The 20,903-nt window shown below is 39.7% G+C and carries 21 protein-coding genes and 4 pseudogenes; 15 read left to right on the forward strand and 10 right to left on the reverse strand.

The window, feature by feature from the left end; all coding sequences use genetic code 11:
• Positions 1-40 precede the first annotated feature (40 nt).
• Together L3D27_RS02595 and sodC are read right to left on the reverse strand one after the other, a co-directional pair.
• Complete coding sequence (locus L3D27_RS02595) at positions 41-832, reverse strand: hypothetical protein (RefSeq protein WP_432481468.1); 792 nt, start codon at positions 830-832, stop codon at positions 41-43.
• Between the two features lie 116 nt (positions 833-948).
• The gene (gene sodC / locus L3D27_RS02600; RefSeq protein WP_432481469.1) at positions 949-1,488 is read right to left on the reverse strand and encodes a superoxide dismutase [Cu-Zn] SodC; all 540 of its coding nucleotides are present in this window, start codon (positions 1,486-1,488) and stop codon (positions 949-951) included.
• A gap of 205 nt (positions 1,489-1,693) precedes the next feature.
• Between sodC and L3D27_RS02605 the strand changes: the two are divergent.
• The 4 genes and pseudogenes from L3D27_RS02605 to L3D27_RS02620 form a co-directional block, all read left to right on the forward strand.
• Positions 1,694-2,907, forward strand: a pseudogene (locus L3D27_RS02605) (IS3 family transposase); the annotation flags it as partial.
• Between the two features lie 146 nt (positions 2,908-3,053).
• Positions 3,054-3,482, forward strand: a pseudogene (locus L3D27_RS02610) (replication initiation protein); the annotation flags it as partial.
• Between the two features lie 57 nt (positions 3,483-3,539).
• Positions 3,540-4,031: a hypothetical protein gene (locus L3D27_RS02615; protein WP_432481855.1), complete on the forward strand. Its 492-nt coding sequence runs from the start codon at positions 3,540-3,542 to the stop codon at positions 4,029-4,031.
• An 852-nt stretch (positions 4,032-4,883) separates the two neighbouring features.
• Positions 4,884-5,306 (forward strand): DUF417 family protein, encoded by a 423-nt coding sequence (locus tag L3D27_RS02620; protein WP_373628137.1) that lies wholly within the window; start codon positions 4,884-4,886, stop codon positions 5,304-5,306.
• A 133-nt stretch (positions 5,307-5,439) separates the two neighbouring features.
• Here the strand turns inward: L3D27_RS02620 and L3D27_RS02625 are convergent, their stop codons facing one another.
• The 3 genes and pseudogenes from L3D27_RS02625 to L3D27_RS02635 form a co-directional block, all read right to left on the reverse strand.
• A complete protein-coding gene (locus L3D27_RS02625; protein ID WP_432481470.1) occupies positions 5,440-6,480 on the reverse strand; it encodes an IS481 family transposase in 1,041 nt (346 codons plus the stop codon).
• Positions 6,481-6,577: 97 nt separating this feature from the next.
• Positions 6,578-7,054, reverse strand: coding sequence for a DEAD/DEAH box helicase family protein (locus L3D27_RS02630; RefSeq protein ID WP_432481471.1), 477 nt, complete (start codon positions 7,052-7,054; stop codon positions 6,578-6,580).
• Positions 7,055-9,012: pseudogene (locus L3D27_RS02635) on the reverse strand (site-specific DNA-methyltransferase).
• Positions 9,013-9,326: 314 nt separating this feature from the next.
• Between L3D27_RS02635 and L3D27_RS02640 the strand changes: the two are divergent.
• From L3D27_RS02640 to L3D27_RS02660, 5 genes are all read left to right on the forward strand, one after another.
• Positions 9,327-9,626 (forward strand): hypothetical protein, encoded by a 300-nt coding sequence (locus L3D27_RS02640; RefSeq protein WP_432481472.1) that lies wholly within the window; start codon positions 9,327-9,329, stop codon positions 9,624-9,626.
• Between the two features lie 297 nt (positions 9,627-9,923).
• Entirely contained in the window at positions 9,924-10,220 is a 297-nt protein-coding gene (locus L3D27_RS02645; protein ID WP_284674126.1) for a c-type cytochrome, read from the forward strand.
• A gap of 328 nt (positions 10,221-10,548) precedes the next feature.
• Positions 10,549-11,241 (forward strand): c-type cytochrome, encoded by a 693-nt coding sequence (locus L3D27_RS02650; RefSeq protein WP_373628146.1) that lies wholly within the window; start codon positions 10,549-10,551, stop codon positions 11,239-11,241.
• Positions 11,242-11,377: 136 nt separating this feature from the next.
• Entirely contained in the window at positions 11,378-12,472 is a 1,095-nt protein-coding gene (locus L3D27_RS02655) for a hypothetical protein (RefSeq protein ID WP_432481473.1), read from the forward strand.
• Entirely contained in the window at positions 12,460-12,813 is a 354-nt protein-coding gene (locus L3D27_RS02660) for an RnfH family protein (protein WP_432481474.1), read from the forward strand. Before L3D27_RS02655 ends, L3D27_RS02660 begins: the two co-directional genes overlap by 13 nt.
• A gap of 116 nt (positions 12,814-12,929) precedes the next feature.
• On the opposite strand, the gene L3D27_RS02665 is transcribed toward L3D27_RS02660, so the two are convergent.
• Positions 12,930-13,301 carry an outer membrane protein assembly factor BamE gene (locus tag L3D27_RS02665; protein WP_284674130.1) on the reverse strand — a complete coding sequence of 124 codons (372 nt, stop codon included), beginning with the start codon at positions 13,299-13,301 and terminating at the stop codon, positions 12,930-12,932.
• Positions 13,302-13,655: 354 nt separating this feature from the next.
• Between L3D27_RS02665 and fur the strand changes: the two genes are divergently transcribed.
• Complete coding sequence (gene fur, locus L3D27_RS02670; protein ID WP_284674131.1) at positions 13,656-14,090, forward strand: ferric iron uptake transcriptional regulator; 435 nt, start codon at positions 13,656-13,658, stop codon at positions 14,088-14,090.
• 130 nt (positions 14,091-14,220) lie between these two features.
• Here the strand turns inward: fur and L3D27_RS02675 are convergent, their stop codons facing one another.
• The gene (locus tag L3D27_RS02675) at positions 14,221-15,261 is read right to left on the reverse strand and encodes a type IV pilus twitching motility protein PilT (protein ID WP_284674132.1); all 1,041 of its coding nucleotides are present in this window, start codon (positions 15,259-15,261) and stop codon (positions 14,221-14,223) included.
• A gap of 187 nt (positions 15,262-15,448) precedes the next feature.
• On the opposite strand from L3D27_RS02675, the gene L3D27_RS02680 reads away from it, so the two are divergent.
• A complete protein-coding gene (locus L3D27_RS02680) occupies positions 15,449-16,141 on the forward strand; it encodes a YggS family pyridoxal phosphate-dependent enzyme (protein WP_284674559.1) in 693 nt (230 codons plus the stop codon).
• Between the two features lie 133 nt (positions 16,142-16,274).
• Positions 16,275-17,336, forward strand: a complete 1,062-nt coding sequence (locus tag L3D27_RS02685; protein ID WP_432481475.1) for an NADH:flavin oxidoreductase/NADH oxidase — start codon at positions 16,275-16,277, stop codon at positions 17,334-17,336.
• A 374-nt stretch (positions 17,337-17,710) separates the two neighbouring features.
• Here L3D27_RS02685 and L3D27_RS02690 read toward each other — a convergent pair whose 3' ends face one another.
• Positions 17,711-17,983: a YkgJ family cysteine cluster protein gene (locus L3D27_RS02690; protein WP_432481476.1), complete on the reverse strand. Its 273-nt coding sequence runs from the start codon at positions 17,981-17,983 to the stop codon at positions 17,711-17,713.
• Positions 17,984-17,994: 11 nt separating this feature from the next.
• On the opposite strand from L3D27_RS02690, the gene L3D27_RS02695 reads away from it, so the two are divergent.
• The 3 genes and pseudogenes from L3D27_RS02695 (at position 17,995) to L3D27_RS02705 (ending at position 20,162) form a co-directional block, all read left to right on the forward strand.
• Positions 17,995-18,135 carry a hypothetical protein gene (locus L3D27_RS02695; RefSeq protein WP_284674134.1) on the forward strand — a complete coding sequence of 47 codons (141 nt, stop codon included), beginning with the start codon at positions 17,995-17,997 and terminating at the stop codon, positions 18,133-18,135.
• 368 nt (positions 18,136-18,503) lie between these two features.
• Positions 18,504-18,587 (forward strand): annotated as a pseudogene (locus L3D27_RS02700) (IS1595 family transposase); the annotation flags it as partial.
• A gap of 42 nt (positions 18,588-18,629) precedes the next feature.
• Entirely contained in the window at positions 18,630-20,162 is a 1,533-nt protein-coding gene (locus L3D27_RS02705; RefSeq protein ID WP_432481477.1) for a class I SAM-dependent methyltransferase, read from the forward strand.
• A gap of 121 nt (positions 20,163-20,283) precedes the next feature.
• Here L3D27_RS02705 and L3D27_RS02710 read toward each other — a convergent pair whose 3' ends face one another.
• A complete protein-coding gene (locus tag L3D27_RS02710) occupies positions 20,284-20,499 on the reverse strand; it encodes a hypothetical protein (RefSeq protein ID WP_373628152.1) in 216 nt (71 codons plus the stop codon).
• A 207-nt stretch (positions 20,500-20,706) separates the two neighbouring features.
• Positions 20,707-20,901 carry a hypothetical protein gene (locus L3D27_RS02715; protein WP_432481857.1) on the reverse strand — a complete coding sequence of 65 codons (195 nt, stop codon included), beginning with the start codon at positions 20,899-20,901 and terminating at the stop codon, positions 20,707-20,709.
• Positions 20,902-20,903 lie beyond the last annotated feature (2 nt).

Raw genomic sequence — 20,903 nt, forward strand, 5'->3', positions numbered from 1 at the left:
AATACTGTAAATAACGGGAGTTTATCTTACAAATAAGTCTTTAAGTACTTACTTTTTTAGATCTCAAAACTTCTCGTATTAAGGACACCACCTGATCGTCTTTAAACTGCGTTTGAAACACCAATTTAGTTTCACTTTTAATATCGGCAAAAAGTTGTTGCGCATGCTTGATTTTTTGCTGTTCTTCTTGACGCAAATCATCGCCGCCTGAAACATTTTTGCTTTCTAAAACCAAATTCAAGGTTTCGCCTGAATCGGTTTTCACAATATAAGCAAAATCAGGGGAATACATTTTGCCACCAGCTACAGGAATTTTGATGGAATTTTTTGGAATTTTGGTAAACACAATCACTTCTTGAATCCGATTATCCGTGATGTTTTCACGCTCCAATTCGCTGTCATAAAACACACTTTCAAACAAAAATTCTTCTAGCGGATTCACTTCATCAAACTGCGTACCCAAATCAGAAGCATTCACTTCGGATAAAGCATTACCTTGATTATCGGTAAATTTTGTTGGGTGTACACTGCCACCCACGCGGCTATAACCCACTTCAAACGCACTAAACGAATTCAGCAAAAACCAACGGTCAAACCCTGCCTGAATCGCTTTAATCGTCTGTTCATTCAGGTATTTTGAAATATCCAATACATCACGCACGGCAAAAAATGCTTGATGTAAGGTTTGCATTTGAATCAAAGCCGTTTGCGATAATTTGAGTAAAAAATCACGATAGCTCAATGTGTTAATGGATTCAAATATTTCATCATACACACTTTCGCTGTTTACTGCTGTTAATAATCCGTTGCTGACTTTAATCTCCTGTTGCACGGTGCGTATGCCTATTGGCTTGAATTTGTAAGCATTGTCGCACAAATATTGTGTGAACAAAATCAAAAATGCCGCTTCATCTTTGATTTTGTATTGCAACTTAACTAGATCAAATTTTATTTAATTACACCACACGCCATTCGAGAACCACCACCACCAAGAGGAGCCGGGTGGTCTGAGTGGTTATCGCCGCCTTCGTGGATCATTAATGAACGACCTTTAATTTCATCTAATTTTTTCAAGCGAGGGGCTAATACTGGATTAGTTGATGTACCATCGTGTAAAACGGTTAATGCAGGTAAATCGCCTAAATGAGCATCATCAGACCACGGTAAGCCGTGATGTGGAGCTTTATTAGGGTTCCAGTGTCCTCCTGCGGCTAAGCCTGCTGTGAGCTTGCCACCTTTTTCTTTTGCATCACAGCTTGGGTTTTCGTGAATATGGAAGCCGTGTAAGCCTTCTGTTAAATCTTTTAGATTTGGAGTAAATACTAAGCCGTATTTAGATTCAGTAATTTCTACTGTACCAATATCTTTATTGCCTTTTTCTACATCAAGAAGTTGAATCGGCACGGTAATTTTTTCCAGTTCGGCTGCTGTTACCGAAAAGCTGAATAAAGAACCTAATGCAATTGCTAATGCTGTTTTCATTTTCATAAGACTGCCCTTTTTCATAGATAAGCCGTTAATTGGCAATTCATTTTAACCATAGCAGTCAAATTTTGTCAAGTTCTAAGGCTAATGTTGCCGCTGATTTTGTGGCACTTTCAATTGCGGATGCTGAAATTTCAATGCCAGTTAATTCTGATCTGCACCCCAAAAGTTGGACTAAACAACCAACTGATTAAGGTGCAGATTTTTTATGACTAAATATAACCAATCTTTCAAACAACAAGTGATCGAATTTTATCTTCAAAATGATAAAAATCGCTCGCTAACCAGACGCCATTTTCAGCTGGCCGACCGCACACTAAAACGTTGGATTAAACAATATAATCATAATGGAATCAATGGGTTAGCCTGCTTAGGTAAGAAGCGAAACTACGCTTTGGAATTTAAATTATCCATTGTGCAAGCGGTTAAAAACGGGCAGTTTTCCGCAGAAGATGCTTGTCTTTACTTTGGCATTGCCAATTCGGGCAGTGTCAGCCAATGGTTGCAAGCCTTTGATAAACAAGGTATAAACGGTCTATTGCCCAAACCAAAAGGTCGTCCGACAATGAAACCGAAATACCCGAAAATGCCTCCTCCACCGAAAACTGAAGAAGAACGCTTACGTTATCGGATTCTGGAACTGGAAGCGGAGGTGGCTTTGCTAAAAAAGTTGCAGGAATACAACCAAGAAAAAATGCGGAAAAAGCAAATTTCGTGAACGCATTGCGAAATCGGTTTCCACTTGAAATCCTATTGCCACTTATCGGCTTAAAACGCAGCACTTTCTTTTACCATCTTGGTGCTAAAGTGAATAAAAATGCGGAGATTGAGCAGAAAACTGCTGAGATTTATCACAAAAACAAGGGGAACTACGGTTATCGTCGTATTACGTTAGCCTTGCGTAGAATTTGGGCAATCAACCATAAAAAAGTCCAAGCAATCATGCAGAACTTAGGTTTAAAAGGGAAATGCAAACGCAGAAAATATCGCTCGTATCAAGGCGAAGTGGGCAAAATTGCGGACAATCTACTGAGACGAAATTTCCAAGCAACCAAGCCCAATGATAAATGGGTTACCGATGTCACGGAATTTAAATGTGCGGAAGGTAAGCTATACCTCTCTCCAATCAAGGATTTATTCAATGGTGAAATTATCGCCTATTCTTTAGCAAAAAATCCGAATGTTGAGCTGATTAACCGAATGATGAGCCAAGCTGCTACAAGGCTTAATGGCGCAAAACCGATATTACATTCCGATCAAGGTTGGCAGTATCAAATGGTAGATTTTAGAAAAATTTGCCAATGTAATGGCATTACTCAAAGTATGTCAAGAAAGGGAAACTGCTTGGATAACGGCACAATGGAGCGTTTTTTCGGGCGACTCAAAACGGAATGTTATTTTGGCAAGCAGTTTGAAACCTTTATAAATCCCTTATATATCAATGTTTTATAAATTTATACGACAACAAATTTCCTGTTGTGGACAACTTTGCTTTAACTTGGTGTTGTCTTATTATTGACAACAGTATATTATTTAAATGTTGTTAATAACAGGGAATTTGTTGTTTTATGGGAAATAATCTAGTTGTGGTAAAGGCTAACAGCCTTATTGAAGCCAGTTATAGATCAAGTATTGATGAAGTGCGGATTTTGGCTTTGACGATTGGAACAATGGATCCAATGTCAAACCAAAAAATCTTTGATTTTACCGTAGCTGATTTTGTGCGTGAGTTTCCCGAAATCAGTATGGATAATGCCTACAAGCAAATTTAAGCAGCAATTAAACGAATTTATGAGCGTAGTGTAAGAACCGAAGATAGCAACGGGGTTACAGAATTTCGTTGGGTCTCTTCTCGAACATATTTCAAGAAAGAGGGGCGTTTTAGAATTGCTATGACCGATGAGGTTATGCCTTATCTAACTCAGCTTAAAGGGCAATTTACACAATATCAGCTTAAAAATATCGCTTATTTTAATAGCGTTCACTCAATCCGAATTTATGAGTTGATTACGCAATATCGTAACGTTGGAAGTAGAGAAATTACCGTTGAAGATTTGAAAAAATGGTTGCAAGTTGAAGATAAGTATCCACGTTTTAACTCTTTTAATCAGAGAGTAATCGAGCCTGCAATTACAGAAATTAACGAAAGATCTGATTTGTTTGTTGATATTGAGCAGATCAAGCGAGGACGAAGTATTTATGCTTTAAACTTTACAATCAAGAGCAAGAAAAGTACGGTTGGAACTGAATTAAAACGCCCACCGTTTCCGCATAAAAACAAGTATGGGAAGTATGTTACCTTGAACAAAGCCAACCCTAAAATGAGTAATGCTGAATACGGTAATTATGCGAAAGATTGCCTAAAAATCCTTGAAGATTTTTATTCTGATATAGCTAATGTTACAACGGAAGATTTGCGGAATTATTGGGTATTTTTAACGTGTAACGCCAGCTTTAAATCAAAGCTAGGTAAGCGTTCTGATTTTGTGAACGAGTTGCAAAATCGTGGGTTCAAGATTGTGAATTGTGAATTAGTTAAAGCGTGAAAATACTATGAATAGCAATTTTTTGCTGATATTCAGCATAATGGTACAACTTATTCACTTTCTCATTTAAACCCTTTTGAAATTAGTTTTTACGGTCAAAAAGTAAAGAAAGAACTCAAATTAAGCGTTATTTTTTCTGATCATTGTTTTACTGAAAGGGCAGATAAACAACGCCGTTCATCAGAGCGAATATTCTCTCTTAAGAGATTTAATCTATCGCTGATGTTACCTGAAATTCTAAAAGGTATGTGCAACGAGAAAGTAAAAGTTTATCAGACATCTGCAAGATGTAATTTTGCTTATGTAGTTCAAATTGAGAATAACGGCCAAGAATATAATGTCTTTTTTGAAGTCAGGAAAAATACCAAATCAAAGCTAACAGACTTAGTGTTACGTGTCGAAAGTGCCTATGTTTTTGATGAGGGAAACGAACTTCAATATAGCGGAAACATCAGATTTCTTATACTTTGTCAGAAAATTTATTTAGGTGAGAAAGTTGAGAGTAGAAAAGATTAGACTTGATTTTCAAATATACAAACCGCATAATTAAAACATAACTTACGGCGACCCGATGAAATTGATCGTAAGACGGCTCGAAAGAGTAAGGTGCGATGCCTTGGCAAGTGTATTCGGGATAATTTAGGTGATTAGCTACCGTAAATTCCAACAATGCAACACTGGTTTCACTGGGTGTAACATTGACGAGTAATTCTGTACTGTTCATTTTATTCTCTATGATAGCTTTGATTAATGGTGCTGAAAATACCGATTTTCATTTTAAATTGCAAATACTTGTCAGAAACACGCTTGATCTATGTTTAATATACTTCATTTTTTAACTTAGGTATGACGATGAGAGCACTTATCCACACTTTTCGTAGCACGACTTTAGACATCACGATTTTACGTCTTAGCGTATGTCTAATCTTCTTTACTTTCGGTATGACAAAATGGTTTGATTTTGAGGTGGAAATCCTTAAGCCGATGATCAGTCCGACTTGGTTGAATTTTCTCTATGAGTGGCTAGGCTATCACGGCACAAGTTATTTCTTAGGTGTGGTTGAAGGGATTGCTTATATAGCACTTGCCGTTGGCTATTGGAAACCTAGGTGGGGAATTATCGGTTCAATGACAGTATTACTGGTTTCATCTGTTACACTTAGCATGTTGCTACAGCTTGGTTTTAACAGCTTTATTTTCAAGGATATTCTACTTATCGGCGCAGGATTAGTATTATTAAAATACGATCTAAACCGCCTTTACTCCCACGAATAGCTCACGTTGTTTTTTTATCTGCCCCAAAAGTTGGACTAAGCCGTGAGCAATACAGAACTCAGTCCTTGAATTAATGTAGAAGATCAAACCTAATCTGACAGTCCCCCGTTTAAAAATAGCTGTGTCTGTCAGATTAATTTGAGCTTAAATTCTTTTCTGCCCAAATGCGTTTTCCATCAACTAATGTCTCCATCGGTGTTCTTCCACAGCACATTTTTCCTTGATGGGTTCGATGATGGTTATAATACATTAACCATTCATCTAAGTCAGCTTGCAATGCCTCTAAATCCATATAAATCCGTTTTCTGAATGCCACTTGGTAGAACTCCTGCAAAATCGTTTTGTGAAAACGCTCACAGATGCCGTTTGTTTGTGGGTGTTTCACTTTGGTTTTTGTGTGCTCTATGTCATTGATAGCCAAATAAAGCTCATAATCGTGATTCTCAATTTTCCCACAATACTCACTGCCTCGGTCTGTCAGCACTCGTAACATAGGTAACCTCTGGCTTTCAAAGAATGGTAATACTTTGTCATTTAGCATATCAGCAGCAGTGATAGCCGTCTTCATTGCATACAGTTTTGCAAATGCCACTTTACTATAAGTATCAATAAACGTTTGCTGATAAATACGACCCACACCTTTAATATTGCCGACATAAAAGGTATCTTGTGACCCTAAATAGCCGGGGTGGGCAGTTTCAATCTCGCCACAAGCCATATCGTCTTCTTTCTTCCGCTCCAAGGCTTGTATCTGTGGCTCACTCAGAATAATGCCTTGCTCTGCCACCAATTTTTCGAGGGCAGTTAAGCGTTGCTTAAAATTAGCTAAGTGATGTCTCAACCAAATGGAACGTACACCACCTGCAGAGACAAAAATCCCCTGTTTACGCAGTTCATTACTCACTCGAACTTGACCAAAAGCAGGATTATCTAAAGCGAATTGTACAACCGCTTTTTCTGTGGATTCATCCACACGATTTTTAATGTTGGGAACACGTCGATTTTGATTTAGTAATGCCTCAACACCGCCTTGTTCGACAGCCTGTTGATAGCGATAAAAAGTATCTCGACTCATCCCCATTACCTTACAGGCTTGTGAGATATTACCGAGTTCTTCTGCTAAATTTAATAAACCGGTCTTGTGTTTAATAAGTGGATTGGTAGAATAAAACATGAGAGTTTCCTTTTTTGTTTAGATTGAATTTGACACTCATATTCTAAACGGGAAACTCTCACTTTTTATAGTGCATTGTCAGATCAAGTCTGATCTTCTACAGCATAGACGATCTTTTCGTTTTGTTTTTTTGACTTTCAATCACATACAGCTTGATTTCTTTCTCGCCATACAAACCTGCAAAATCCTTGCGAAAATGCTCGGCAAGCGAAGTGCTTTCTAAAAATTGTTTCGTTCCTGCTTTAATAGAAAGCGTTGGCACCACCACAATAAACTTAAACACACCCAACACACGGTTTAGCTCAAACATGGTTTTGGTGTAGGTATAGGTTTTTCCTGTGCCTGTTTCCATGGCAATATCCAGCACATTGCTGCCTGAAAGCGGTATGTCCTCCACGCTGTTGGCTTTTTGGATTTTCTGCAAATTATCCATTTTCAGGCTGTCCGAAAATACGATTTCGGGATTTTCATCGCGGCTACCGTGTTTTAAATGCACGCGGTCAAACACACTCAAAACCGATTCAATCGCCCATTCTTGGTGTGGTAAATTTTTTTCATAAGTAAAACCAGCCATTTAAACCCTCGCAAGCACGCTTAAATTGTTCAAACCTTTTTTATTGGCATAAGTTTTAACCGCTTGTGCCAATTCTTTTTGGATGGCACTGTCCATATTTGCGCTGAATAAAACGATGCGTTCAGGCACAAAATCCTTATCGTTGTCCAGCTTTTCAATCAAGGCTTTGACGCATTCAGAATGAAAACCGCTTGCCAGCAAATACAGATGATGGCGGCAGTAATAACCGTGTAACCCGCCAAATGAATGGTTTGGACTTTTTCAGGCAGCATTGAGCCGTCATACACGCGCCAAGTGGTTAAAAGCGTGTGCAATTGTTCATCATTCAAAGCCGTATCTGTGATATGCAGTAGATCAGGCTGAATGGTGTCAAAATCGGTTTTTAAGGCAGCCTGAAAATCAAAAAGTGGCACGGTTTCAAAGATTTTGAAACCCAAATCGCCTGAATAGTCGGGGTTTTCGGTGCGGATTTTGGTGGCACTTCGGATAATGCGTTCTTTGGTGATTTCAAAAATATTATGAGGTTTCCCAATATTATCTAAAAATCCAATTGTATTTTCTAAAGATTTTCTTTTTTCTGATGTTGCATTTTTAAGTGCTGCATCTAAATCTTCTGGTAACTGAGCAAGAATGAATTTTCTGTTTCCGCCCTTTTCCGCATTGAGTTTCATCACTGCATGAGCCGTTGTGCCTGAACCAGCAAAAAAATCCAAAACCACATCATTGTCAACACCTTTAAATGTTGATGAAAGCACCACTCGGGTCAATAATTCCAAAGGCTTGGGATTTTCAAAAGGAGAATTTCCCTTTGCAACCGAAAATAACTCTTCTAACTCTCTGATACCATCAGCAGTCAAATGCTTGTTGATGGAACCCATATTTAAAATGCTGTGGAATTTTGAAAAATCTTCTGATACTTTTCTCAATTTGCCAATAATTGTCTTACCGTATGATTTAGGCACTAAAATATATTCATTATTTTTAATTCCCAAATCAATTTTTTCTTTAAATTCTTCTCCCTTTACAGAAATAATATCTTCATAATGTAAATTGCCATATTTACCAAACTCTTCCCTAATGGCATCTTCTTGAATCCAATAAAGCTCACCATCAATAAACACTTTTTTCCCGCGAATGTCTTTGGGTCGTTTTAGATTATCAAATTTAGTGATGTTTTTCGCATAAACAAATGGGATTTCATGCCCATTGACAACGTATTTCGCATTTCCGCCACCTTCTGACGTATTAACAATTAAGTCTTTGATAAAATTCTCTTCCCCAAACACTTCATCACATAAAACCTTTAATTGTGCCTGTTCATTGTCATCAATGCTGATAAAAATCACGCCATCATCGCGCAACAATTCACGCGCCACATACAGACGCGGATACATAAATGTCAGCCACGCACTGTGCGAATTGGACTTTTTCGCGGTAAACTCCAGTACGCGCTTGGCTTCGTCCAAATCCATGCCACCCAATTGCGCCAGCTGTTGCGGCGTGAATTTGCGGTCGTCTTGATACACAAAGCCGTCTGAACCCGTGTTATACGGTGGGTCAATGTAAATCATCTTAATTTGATTTTTGTAGGCGTTTTTCAGGTGTTTCAGCACTTCCAAATTGTCGCCTTTAATCAGCAAATTTTCGCTGTTGGTGTTTTCAGGCTGCCTGTTGTGTGCCGTATCTTCTGCCAGCAAAGTTTCAGGGGGCGTGTCTTTTAAAATACGCGCATAAGATTTACCCAGCCAATTTAAGCTGTAACCCTCTTTTTGCGTGGCAATGCCGTCTGAATGCAGGATTTCCGCCATTTTTTCAGGCAAAAATGCGCCGTGTTTGTCAAAGCAGTTGGGGAAATGCTGTTTTAAGATTGCGAGCCGTTCGTTTTCGTTTTGTGGAAATGTTTGGTTTTCAGGCTGTGTGTTTGACGAAAACAAGGTTTCTTGGGTAAGTTTAGTCATCACTTACCACCTTGTTCTTTATCTGTGCTGTGCTGTGAAAGCATGGAGGTTCCTTAAATTTAAGTTAAGGGGTTTATCTGGAGTTTGTTTGATTAAGCGACTTTGATTTCATCACACCCAATGAAAAAACAAAATCAAATCCAATTAAAAACCAAAACAAGCCAAAACAATAAGGGGATAATATAGCAGAATCTCATATCAGCAGCGGCATTGCCAGTAGAATTGATAAACTTATCAAGCACAAACAGGCACTACAAAAACAAATCCAAGAGATTGACCAACAAATTCACATTCTCACCCAAGCTGCTAAAATCATGGGCGAAATAGACCAACTGCCCAAATTAAGAACATCCGCTTTTAAAAATAGTATCAAAACCCTAGTAGTGCAGGTGCTAAAACAAACAGATAAGCCATTATTAACGCATGAAATCGCAAAACAAGCACTGATGCTAGACAGTGCCAAAAACACAAGTGCAGAGCCTGATAAAAGACACAGCAAAGCCGTTTATAATGCACTAAGACCACTGGTTCAACAGGGCTTAGTCATCCAAACAGGAATAAGAAAAGGCGAAATACGCTATCAGTGGGCGACAAATACCTTAGAAAGCAGCTAAATCCATTAGACAGACAATAAAATCAAAGAAAAAAGCAGCCAAAGAACTGCTTTTATTGTGGTTGGTTTTGTGCAAGTGCTACATAATGGCGCTTATCAATCATCATAAAAATGCTGTTGCCAGTCCGCTTTGATGGCAAGTATCACAAAATTTAATAAGACTTGTGAGTAATCAGCTTGATAACAACCCTTAATTGTAATAATTACCAAATATCCCTTGCATCTTAGCAAAAAACTTGCATAATAAAGCCAATAGAGAAAACGGTCGTTCTCTTATTGAATCCTAGCGGAAGTTATTATGTCAAAATTACTACAAACAATCGTTACAAGCCTTGCTTTATCGGTTGCAAGCATTACCCATGCTGATGTTGCTAGTATCTATAAAGATACCTGTGCTACCTGCCATGACAGTGGTGCTCTAAATGCTCCTAAAAAAGGCGATAAAGCCACATGGGATCGGTTAAAGACCCAAAAAGGAGTGGATACTTTAATTAAAAACACTCGTCAAGGAATGCCAAGAATGCCTGCGATGGGGTTGTGCCAGACTTGCAGTAATGATGATTTTGCTCGGCTGATTGAATACATGGAAAAATAAATTGAATAATGAGTGGTGGTAGGCTCATTGTTTGCCTATCATGAATAATATTTATGATTATTTATAAATATTGAATATATTTTAATAAATAATCAGCAACATACATTAGATTGGTTAAATTTTGCCTTATTTTTCAAAGAAAGATAAAAAAAATGAAAAAAATGTTACTAAAACCACAATTTCTGTAGGAAAATTTAGTGAAGTCTTGCTATAATAGCAGATATTCTGATGTATTGATTTGCATCAAAAGATTGATGTCGTGTACTTTGAGTTATTTTGAACAAAACCCAAGACTTGGGCATTGCCCAGTAGTTAGTAGGAAATTGTTATGAAACCTGCCAATAAAACCACTTTCGCCAAACTTGCCCTTGCTATGGGTTTCGGTATTGCCAGCATGGGTGCTAGTGCCATCGTTACCGTACCAAGCTATGACATTGAAGCGGGTAAGAAAATTGTTGATGTTAACTGTGGTGCGTGCCACGGTGTTGATGGTGTTAGCGTTGCACCTGCTCAGCCAAATTTGGGCGGTCAAAATGTCAAATATCTATACAAGCAACTTGTAGATTTTAAAACCAAAGCTCGCCGTAACGGTGTGATGGAAGCTCAACTTGCCAATCTTACCCAGCAAGACTTGGCGAATGTTGCAGGTTATTATGCTTCTCAAGCTCCTTGGGCACCAGGTTATGGTAATAAAGCCACTTACGCCGCTGCTCAAAAATTGTATCTAGGTGGTGATAAGACTCGTGGTATCATTCCTTGTGCTGGTTGCCATGACCCTAAAGGCTCTGGCAATGAGTGGGCTGCTTTTCCACGCTTGGGTGGTCAGCATGCAACTTATCTAGCCACACAATTAAAACTGTTCCGTGCGGCAGGTCGTGAAGATGAAGGTCTGGTGGCCGAACAAGTGCGTACTAATGACTCTGCCAAAAAAGGCGAGAAAGGCATGATGCAGATGGTTGCTGCCAAACTGTCTGACAAAGACATTAAGATTTTATCAGAGTTCTTGGCTGCTGTTCACTGATTTTAGCAGTGTTTTAAACATGATTTGAATAATCATCATCAAAACTGACAAAAAGCCCCATCTGGGGTTTTTTTGTTGTCTACGTATTGATGTGGTTTTGTGATACAATGGAGTATCTTTTTTATAAGGCTAGACTATGTTTCAAAGACAACTGATGTTTTTTGTGGCGTGTGCATTGCCGTTGTTATTTGCACACCAACTTCCACCAAACATGGCAAGGGAATTGGATTTTTGGCTAATTTGGCTTGTGGCGATGAGTGTGGTTGGGCTACCCGTTTTGTTTGCGGAGTTTGCTCTGTCGGCTCGTAGCGGTCAGACCCCTTGGCTTGGTATGCAAAAACTCACCAGAGAGGCAGATGCGTCTATGGTATGGCGAATCTTTGCAGGATTGTCGGTACTGGTGTCTATTCTTATTGCTGCCAATATTGTCTCTTATGTGGCAGGGGGTTTTAAGATGCACATGCCACAAGTGGCTGACAATCTTGGCGTGCCAAGCATAGGCATTGCAACAGCCTTAAGTATTGTTGTGTTGATTTTAAGTCTGCTAAAGGCTCGCTTATTGCCTGTAGGTTTGCTTTTGATTTTGGTGGGTTCGCTGATATCGCTATTTGATGGTGGTCTGGCCAGTGGTGTGAGCATACCTGTGCTTACGCAGGTTACGCTTGGTGAGTGGGGTCGTGCCGTGTTGCTTGCACTACTGTCGGTGGGTGTGGGTACGGGTCTGTATTGGTTCGGTAGCGTCAATGCGACCTTAGAGGTGGTCGATGCTAAGAAATCTTTGACAGGCATGATTTTGCCGATTTGGTTTACACAGCTTATTTTTGGTTCATTGGCACTGTTGGCAGGCAGTGCGATGGTTAATCAGACCTCCTTTGTGGTGGCAGGCATTGGTATGTTGTTGGTCGCAGCGTTTTTGTTGTCCTATGCCGGTGGTCAGCTGATTGCTCGTTTTGGCATGATGGCAGGTGGAGTAATTTTATTGGTGCTTGGTTTGGCATTTGGTTTATTACCATCAAGCGTGCTACTCATTGTTCTGTCGGTCATCAGTTTGGTTGCGGTTGTTGTACTGGCGATATTTGCAGGCTTTGTGATGAAAATCAGCCATTTGCGTAAGATACTAAATTTTGGTAGCGAGCTTCGTTATAATGTCTGGCGTGTACTGATTCGCATTGTTGTGCCTATGGCGGTCTTGGTTGCTTTTGTGGGTTTGGTAACAGAGTGGCTGATGTAATGGTGCGTGTGGCTTTGGCTTATGTTGCCAAACAAGGCGAGCAACTGTACACCGAGATGGATGTTCCTGATGGTACAACGGTCTGGCAAGTTTTGCAGATGAGCGGTTGGCTTGATATGCCGATATTGTCTGAGTTTGCCAGCTGGTGTGCGGACAATCAGCACGCCAGTCCCAATCATAAGGCTTGGTATGTCGGTATTTATGGACAAAAAAAACGCCTAGATACACCACTGCATGATGGCGATAGGGTGGAGATTTATCGTGCTTTATCATATGACCCAATGACCAGACGCAAACAAAAATCCAAAAAACAAGTTAGAAATAAAAGTCTAAACCCATGATGATTCGTTGGTGGCTTAATGCTTTATCAATCATTAAAAACAAAAAGCACGCAAAATTTAGCGTGCTTTTTTATTGTTGTGATGGCTGTCTATGGTCTAGAGTGAGACCACAAGTGTTATTGGGCTTTTTGTGTTTTTGTAGGTAGGCTATCATGCCCATCAATACGCACCACACGACCATTTTGAAAGTAGATGCTCATGTATTGACTGGCATTTTTGATATTAGTCTTGCCTTCTCTTTTGCCCACAGTGCCTGCGGTGTAGTCATAGATATAATCCCAACGATTAGGATTTAGGGTGTCATGCACAGCAGGACTACCGAGTAGATACAGCACTTGGTCGGCACTCATACCCACCTGAATCCGAGAGGCTTTTTCTTGGGTGATGGGTGTGCCTTGAGGCAAATCGATGGTATAGACACGAAATATGCTACAACCAGATAGGGCGGTTATTGATGCCAGCAGGGTGGCTGTTAGGATTTTTTTCATGGTGTTGTCTCTGATGGTATTATCTTTTGATTATTTTGCAAAGGGGTGCTTCGCCATTTAAATTTTTAACATATTAAACGCAAGTGCCTAAATATGCAAGTTTTTTGTGCCGTATTTTTGGTGATTAAATGCAGGTTTTAGTGTGAAAAACAGCGATATGCTGTGGATATGGGTTGATTTGTTTAATGGGAGTTATTGACAAATTTGTACTTAAAATATATGGGTTTTGGAGTGTAATTTACAGGAAAATGTGATAAAGTATGTTTCATTCATTTTATAATTGATTATCAGATGATAATAAACCATTCATGAACATTTGATAAAATCAATCATAACGACATAGGTTAGACAATTATGGCATTTACCAATAAAGATTTACGCAAAGCAGGGCTTAAAGTAACCCTGCCACGCATCAAGATTTTAGAACTCTTGGAGACCGCAGAGCATCATCACATGAGTGCAGAGGATGTGTATCGTGCGTTGGCGACACAAGGGGAAGATGTTGGCTTGGCAACTGTGTATCGTGTGCTGACCCAATTTGAGCAGGCAGGCATTGTTGAGCGACACAACTTTGAAAATAATCTGTCAGTATTTGAGATTGTCCAAGAAGACCATCATGACCATTTGGTGTGCGATGTTTGTGGTAAAATTGTTGAGTTTAACAACAAAGTCATCGAAGATGAGCAAACCAAAGTGGCACAGCAGTATGGCTTTAAGCTGTCGGCACACTCTTTGGTGTTGCACGGGGTGTGTGATAAAGAAGAGTGTCAAAAGACGCTAGATAATTAAATTGATTAAAAAAACAGCCAAATTTGGCAAGTGTTATATTAGATTTATTCACAAAAATAACCTACTTGTTTAGGTTATTTTTGTTTTTATTGGTCGTGAACAAATTAGCTGTTAAATTCATTAAGCGGCACTAAAGTCGTTCAGGCTCATTGGCAAAACTTAGGGCGGTTTGTCTATCAATCAGACCTTGATTAAGTAGCTGTCTTAGACTACCATCAAAACTCATCATGCCATCAGACATTCCTGTTTGTATTGCCGAACGCATCTGGGCAACTTTGTTTTCACGGATTAAATTGCGAATGGCAGGTGTAGCCATCATGATTTCAAAGGCTGCCACACGCCCACCGTTGATTTTTGGGATTAAGGTTTGGGAGATGACGGCTTGTAGCGATTCTGAAATCATGGAACGAATTAGGTTTTTTTCGTGAGCATCAAAGACATCAATAATGCGATCAATGGCTTTGGGGGCGTTGTTGGTATGTAAGGTTGCAAGGACTAGATGACCTGTTTCTGCCGCTCGTAGGGCAAGGCGAATACTGGATAAATCACGCAGTTCGCCAATTAAAATCACATCAGGATCTTCACGCATGGCAGATGTTAGTGCCTGCTCAAAATCATGCGTGTCTTTTTTAATCTCACGCTGGTTGATGAGAGCAATTTTAGAAGTGTGTATGAATTCGATGGGGTCTTCAATGGTTAAAATATGTATGGGGCGATGCTGATTCATATAATCAATCATGGCAGCCAGCGTGGTGGATTTACCTGAGCCTGTCGCCCCTGTGATGAGTATCAGACCTTGATTTAATTGACATAATTTTTTGAAAGTGTTACTAGGGTCTAAGTCGTCAATATGTGGTATTTGGTCGATAATCAAGCGAAAGACTGCCGATATACCACGGCTTTGATAAAAAGCATTGGCACGAAATCGGCACAGTCCGACAATCTCAAAAGAAAAGTCCAGTTCTTTTTGTTGTGTCAGTTCATCAAGCTGTTTTTTATTTATTATTTCACTAAGTAGCCGCATGATGTCATCATGACTAAGCACAGCAGTCTGAATCGGCATGATATCGCCATCAATACGCAAACGAGGCTTTTCGCCTGCAGATAAGTGCAAATCTGAGGCGTGCATCTGTTTGGCATAGCAAAGCAGGTCGGCAAGTGTTGTAATCATGTTGGCGTTCATGGTGGATTTATGAGTTATTAAATCATGTTTTTGGGTTGATAAACAATCATTTTATGTAAATTTTATAAAATTGCTTAAAAAGATTAGGTGGTCATGATACACTGATATGGTAACAGTAAATATGATAAACCTAAGTACTTTATTAGGTAAGGAACAAGAGATAAAAGAGATGGTCATGCGACAAGACGAACTGTTTAACCATTATAGACAAGTTACCAACGCACTCAATCAAGCAAATGAGCAAAGCAAACAAAAAACCCTAGCCAAACTGCTTGCGGTATCTAAAACCAAGCCTGAATCTGACATTAGAACATTATTTGACTGCGGACAGCGTGATTTTGGTGAGAATTATCTGCAAGAGGCGATTGGTAAGCAAAGTCAGCTAACCGATTTGCCAATCACATGGCATTATATTGGTAGTATTCAGCGGAATAAAACCCGAGACATCGCCACTCATTTTGATTGGGTGCATACCATTGAACGAGAGGTGATTGCAAATAGACTCAATGAGCAACGAGGTGAGCTGCCCCCACTTAATGTGCTAATTCAGATCAATATTGATGATGAGAATACCAAATCTGGCGTACAGCCCGATGAACTACTCACTTTGGCACGGCAGGTGGAAAGTTTGTCAAAGCTGTGTTTGCGTGGCATGATGATTATCCCTGCCAAAGACAGTCATGATGCGTTTGTGCGAGCCAAAGCATTGTTTGATGAGATGGCGGATTTGGGTGAATTTGCCCATTGGGATACTTTGAGCATGGGCATGAGTGCAGATATGGAAGATGCGGTGGCAAATGGGGCAACAATGGTGAGAGTGGGAACGGCTCTATTTGGAGCTAGGAACTATGGACAGTCGTCTGATTGATTATTCATTTTTAAAATGATGATAACAATCTGACTGTGGTTACAAAGCTGTCTTATTTGTAACAATAATAAATATTGCTAGTATGGCAAGCTTGCTATAATAATCTGATTCATGTCTATTAGGAATATTTAACATGGCAAAAATCCGCCAACTTTTTACCCCTTTTTCTATCAAAAACCTAGAATTAAAAAACCGTGTCGTTATGCCGCCAATGTGTCAATATTCAGCAACTGACGGCATGCCAAATGATTGGCATTTTGTCCACTATACAAGCCGTGCGGTGGGTGGTGTGGGTTTGATTATCGTGGAGATGACCAATGTTGCCCCTAACGGTCGCATCAGCCCTAATTGCTTGGGACTGTGGAATGATGCACAAAAAGACGCTTTCAAAAAAATCGTGGACAGTGTTCACGCCCATGGTGCTAAAATCGCTATCCAAATCGCTCATGCAGGTAGAAAAGCTCAAGACGAACCGAATGCTGTAGCCCCAAGCCCCATTCATTATGGTGAGCTAGATTATGCTGGGCAAAATCTGATTACGCCAAGAGAGCTGAGCACACAAGAAGCCAAAGACTTGGTGCAGGCCTTTACCAATTCAGTCAAAAGAGCGGTGGATGCAGGCTTTGATGCGATTGAGCTTCACGCCGCACATGGTTATTTGATTCATCAATTTTATTCGCCAAAATCCAATCAGCGTAACGATGAATACGGTCAAGATAAAGCATTGTTTGGTGTGGAAGTCATCAAGGCGTGTAAGGCGGTAATGCCTGCGGATATGCCTTTGATTGTTCGCATTTCTGCCCAAGAATATGGCAAAGATGGCTTTGACAGCGATTATGGTGTGGAGATTGCTAAGCGATTTGCGGACGCAGGGGCAGATATGCTTGATGTGAGTGGTGGTGGCGATGGCGTATTGCACAAAGGTAATCACCCAGAGATTTGTGCAGGCTATCAAGTGTCGCTTGCTCGCAAGGTCAAAGAGGTAACAGGCAAGCCTGTGATTGCAGTAGGCTTGCTTGACAACCCCGCCCTTGCCGACCATGTATTATGTGCAGGCGATGCCGACCTTGTGGCGGTAGGGCGTGGGCTTTTAAGAGACCCTTATTGGGTATTAAACGCCCAATATCAACAAAATCGGTCAGATAGCTCTGAAATGCAGTTTGTACCACGACAATATGAGCGTGGATTTATGTGATTTAAAATGATGTGATTACACCGCTCTACATATTATTTGGAGCGGTGTTTTTTGGGTATGTGGAGTATTTAGTGATGGGCTAAAATGTTTTGACTGTCATTTTGGCAAGTTGTTTGACGATGACCGCTCTTGTAAATAACACGCACACCGATTAAATCATATACTTAACTGACCGTGTTTATGCACTAGAAGGTCAAGTTGATAATATCGCTGTGATTAAAAATGATAATATTCTATATATTATGGATATGCAAATTGCCAATAGCCATGCTGGTATTAAAAGTCAAATTAGCAAAATCAGCCCAAAACTTATCAGCTATGGACGGTTATGAGACCATCTAAATTTTGGTATTAAAATTTATAAAAAGTAAGTGCTATTTTGGCGTTTGGTTTTGAAGTTGATGGCAAGCTTCAAGATTGAGATTGACGAAAGTCTCCCAATCTATTTTATTCTGAAAATGCATCTGGTAATAACGCTCAACTTGGCAAACTAATGGGCGAGTCTCATAAATCTGGCATAGATTGGTATCGGTATCCAAAAATTGACAAATACCATCGCCCTTGTTCAAAAAAGCAGTTTGTTCGCTTTTATAGACATGGCGACAGCATAGACCGCAAGCGATGCAGGGGAAGGGTTTGTGGGTCAAGTAATTTCGCCTTGATAGTTGTTATTGATGATTTGTTTGGCTTTGTAAATATTGTTGTTAGCATCGCTCAATACAAGGTGTATTATAGCATGGTTTGGCGTGGGTTGGGGCTGGATTTAAAAACCATTCGTGATTCTTTTGATGTCATTTAAAATAAATTAAAGCAAGATGGCAATCTCATCAACAAAGGCGAAAAAGATGATGAAAGTTTGGCGGATTTTACTGATAAAAGCATTTGTTCAAAACTAGCCGATAAGACTTTTTATAGCTCGGTTACGGCTGTTTTGATTTCGCCTAAGATGAAAGGCTTTTTTGGGGTCTGAGAAAGACCAATATATACTTTGAAAAGTGCTTATCCATTAAACAATAAAAAAGTCAGATAATAGAAACAAAAGAAATGCCATTTTATGGATTGCTTTATCTGATAGAAATAGGCATTTGATGCAAATAAATCTGGATTTTATTTTAATATTTTTTTAAAAACTAAATAATTTAAGGTATAATAATTACCCTGAAACGAATATTCTTAAAGAAATGTGAATTTCGGTTTAACTTTAACACACCAAAAGAGCAGTAAAAACACTGCAAATGGTGTGGAATTTAGGTTTTATTTACTACAACCCCTTATTTTTTTGGAGATGTTTTAATGTTTGACTGGTCTGAAGGCTATATGAAAGATATCAATTATACAGTGGGGTATTATCCGGATCTGAATCCGCAACGCTGTATTTTGCCTTTGTTGATGGAAAATATTGCCCCGCCGGCTATTTTGGATAATCAGTATAATGCCTGCGAACTTGGTTTTGGAATGGGGGTATCGATTAACATCCATTCAAATAATAATGCCCAATGGTATGGTACGGATTTTAATCCTGCTCACGCACTCTTTGCCCAAAATCTTGCTCAAGGTAAGGAAAATTTATTTTTATCCGATCAATCTTTTCAAGCGTTTTGCACCAGAGAGGATTTGCCGGACTTTGACTATATCAGTCTTCACGGTATTTTCTCTTGGATTTCGCCGGAAAATCAGCAAGTTATCGTTGATTTTGTTGAGCGTAAGTTAAAGGTTGGCGGCGTTTTGTATATTAGTTATAACGCTCAGCCGGGTTGGTCAACAAAAGCACCATTACGACATTTAGTTGAACAATATTATAAGATGCAGCCTTCAATGCAAGGCAGCGGTGAGAATTTAAAATCTGCATTATCCTCAGTGCAACAAACCGTATCACTCTGTTCGGCGATGTCTAAGAAAGCACCACTGCTTGTAGAAGAAATAGAACATATAGCCGGTATGGATGCTCGTTATGTCGCTCACGAGTATTTGAATGAACATTGGCAACCAATGTACTTTAGTGAGATGGAGGCGTATTTAAAGCAAGCTAAAATGAGTTTTGCGTGTTCTGCAAACTATGTTGATGATTACACATTATCACTCTTTAATGAAGAACAGATGGCATTTTTGGCGGGCATTAAAGATCCTTCATTGAGACAGACGATAAAAGATTTCTTTTTAAATCGGACATTTAGACGAGACCTGTGGGTTAAGGGCAAAAGAGAGCTAACCGATATAGAAAAAGAGCAAATTTGGAATAAACTGAGCATTATTCTAACAACAGACAGAGAAAATGTTAAAAACACATTGACCTACGGTGTTCAGGTTAATTTGAACGAAAAGTATATCAATGCACTGTTGGATATTTTATCGGATTATAAAATTCATTCGGTTGCGACCCTACGGAAGAAACTAGAGAAAGAGATTCCGACAAAGGCATTTTTTGAACTGTTGGCTATTTTAGAGGCAAGAAATGAAATTATGCTGGCACACTCCGATGATGTTATTGCTCGGAATAAGAAGTCGTGTGAGCAACTCAACCAGCGGATTGTCGATCATGCACTGAGTCCAACGGAGATGGGTGTGATGGCTAGCCCTGTAACGGGATCGGGGATTTACTGCAATGATGTTGAATTGCTTTTTATTGCCGGATATTTACAAGGCATTAAGCAGGATAAATTGGAAAACCATGCTTGGAAGCGTCTAAAGGCAATGAACAAATCCTTGACTAAAGACGGGGAATTGTTAGAAGGCGAAGCAGCCAATTTAGCTGAATTAAAAGAACTTAAAGCCGAGTTTGTGAAAAAGAAGTTGAACTTATTGAAAGGATTGCAGATTTTATCATAATCGTGCGTTGAGGTGGATTTACCGTTGTTGTGAAAAAGCCAAAGCTAATACCCTCAGTACGCCTGTGCTTGTACTGGGGGTATTTTATGGGCTGTTATATTGTGGCACTTTATGAATCCAACTATCCGTATGATTGAAAGGTCTTATTTTGGTGGCAGGTATTGGCATACGGATTGCTCAGCGTCGCAAGCCAACGCACATTCTGATTATTGAGATAGAAAAACTGTGCTTGATTGGTTAGTAGAAAATCCAAATCAGGGCGACTATTCGCCTCCCCCAACCCCAACGGCACCAGCTCAAACTGCTCACTTGGCAACTGCTCATTCAACCAATCCACCCACGGCTGTCAGTGGCTGCGGGTATAAGCTTCCCCTGCTGGGCGAGAATGCCGATTTGCCATGTTTCGGCAAGTACCGTGTGGGAGAGCAGTAGAAGAAAGAGAAATAGGTGTTTCATTTTGGAGCGTTGGAGAATTGATATGTTTATCATAATCGGTTGAACTGAAATTGGCAAAATCCTACTGCTTTTTGCCGCTTGTTTAGGCTCAGGTTTTCTCTGCGATAAATTCCACAAACTTGCTCGCTATCGCAGACGGATAACGCTGTGAGGCATACAGCATAAGCAATTCATAATCAGGCTTTTCAAGCTCAGGCAAAATCTCTACCACACGATTGTTTCTTATCCATTCGTTTGCCGTAAAATCAGCTACTTGCCCAATCGCTTGCCTCTGCAAAATCATAT

This window comes from Moraxella sp. ZY200743, from assembly GCF_050885545.1.
Taxonomy (GTDB): domain Bacteria; phylum Pseudomonadota; class Gammaproteobacteria; order Pseudomonadales; family Moraxellaceae; genus Moraxella; species Moraxella haemolytica.

Excerpts from the sequence above, each read along its gene's own strand:
- L3D27_RS02665 (WP_284674130.1), bottom strand. The coding sequence starts at position 13,301 with ATGAAAAAAATCCTAACAGCCACCCTGCTGGCATCAATAACCGCCCTA.
- L3D27_RS02715 (WP_432481857.1), bottom strand. The coding sequence starts at position 20,901 with ATGATTTTGCAGAGGCAAGCGATTGGGCAAGTAGCTGATTTTACGGCA.
- L3D27_RS02655 (WP_432481473.1), top strand. The coding sequence starts at position 11,378 with ATGTTTCAAAGACAACTGATGTTTTTTGTGGCGTGTGCATTGCCGTTG.
- L3D27_RS02620 (WP_373628137.1), top strand. The coding sequence starts at position 4,884 with ATGAGAGCACTTATCCACACTTTTCGTAGCACGACTTTAGACATCACG.
- fur (WP_284674131.1), top strand. The coding sequence starts at position 13,656 with ATGGCATTTACCAATAAAGATTTACGCAAAGCAGGGCTTAAAGTAACC.
- L3D27_RS02685 (WP_432481475.1), top strand. The coding sequence starts at position 16,275 with ATGGCAAAAATCCGCCAACTTTTTACCCCTTTTTCTATCAAAAACCTA.
- L3D27_RS02680 (WP_284674559.1), top strand. The coding sequence starts at position 15,449 with ATGCGACAAGACGAACTGTTTAACCATTATAGACAAGTTACCAACGCA.
- L3D27_RS02630 (WP_432481471.1), bottom strand. The coding sequence starts at position 7,054 with ATGGCTGGTTTTACTTATGAAAAAAATTTACCACACCAAGAATGGGCG.
- L3D27_RS02675 (WP_284674132.1), bottom strand. The coding sequence starts at position 15,261 with ATGATTACAACACTTGCCGACCTGCTTTGCTATGCCAAACAGATGCAC.
- L3D27_RS02625 (WP_432481470.1), bottom strand. The coding sequence starts at position 6,480 with ATGTTTTATTCTACCAATCCACTTATTAAACACAAGACCGGTTTATTA.
- L3D27_RS02645 (WP_284674126.1), top strand. The coding sequence starts at position 9,924 with ATGTCAAAATTACTACAAACAATCGTTACAAGCCTTGCTTTATCGGTT.
- L3D27_RS02640 (WP_432481472.1), top strand. The coding sequence starts at position 9,327 with ATGGGCGAAATAGACCAACTGCCCAAATTAAGAACATCCGCTTTTAAA.
- L3D27_RS02705 (WP_432481477.1), top strand. The coding sequence starts at position 18,630 with ATGTTTGACTGGTCTGAAGGCTATATGAAAGATATCAATTATACAGTG.
- L3D27_RS02650 (WP_373628146.1), top strand. The coding sequence starts at position 10,549 with ATGAAACCTGCCAATAAAACCACTTTCGCCAAACTTGCCCTTGCTATG.
- sodC (WP_432481469.1), bottom strand. The coding sequence starts at position 1,488 with ATGAAAATGAAAACAGCATTAGCAATTGCATTAGGTTCTTTATTCAGC.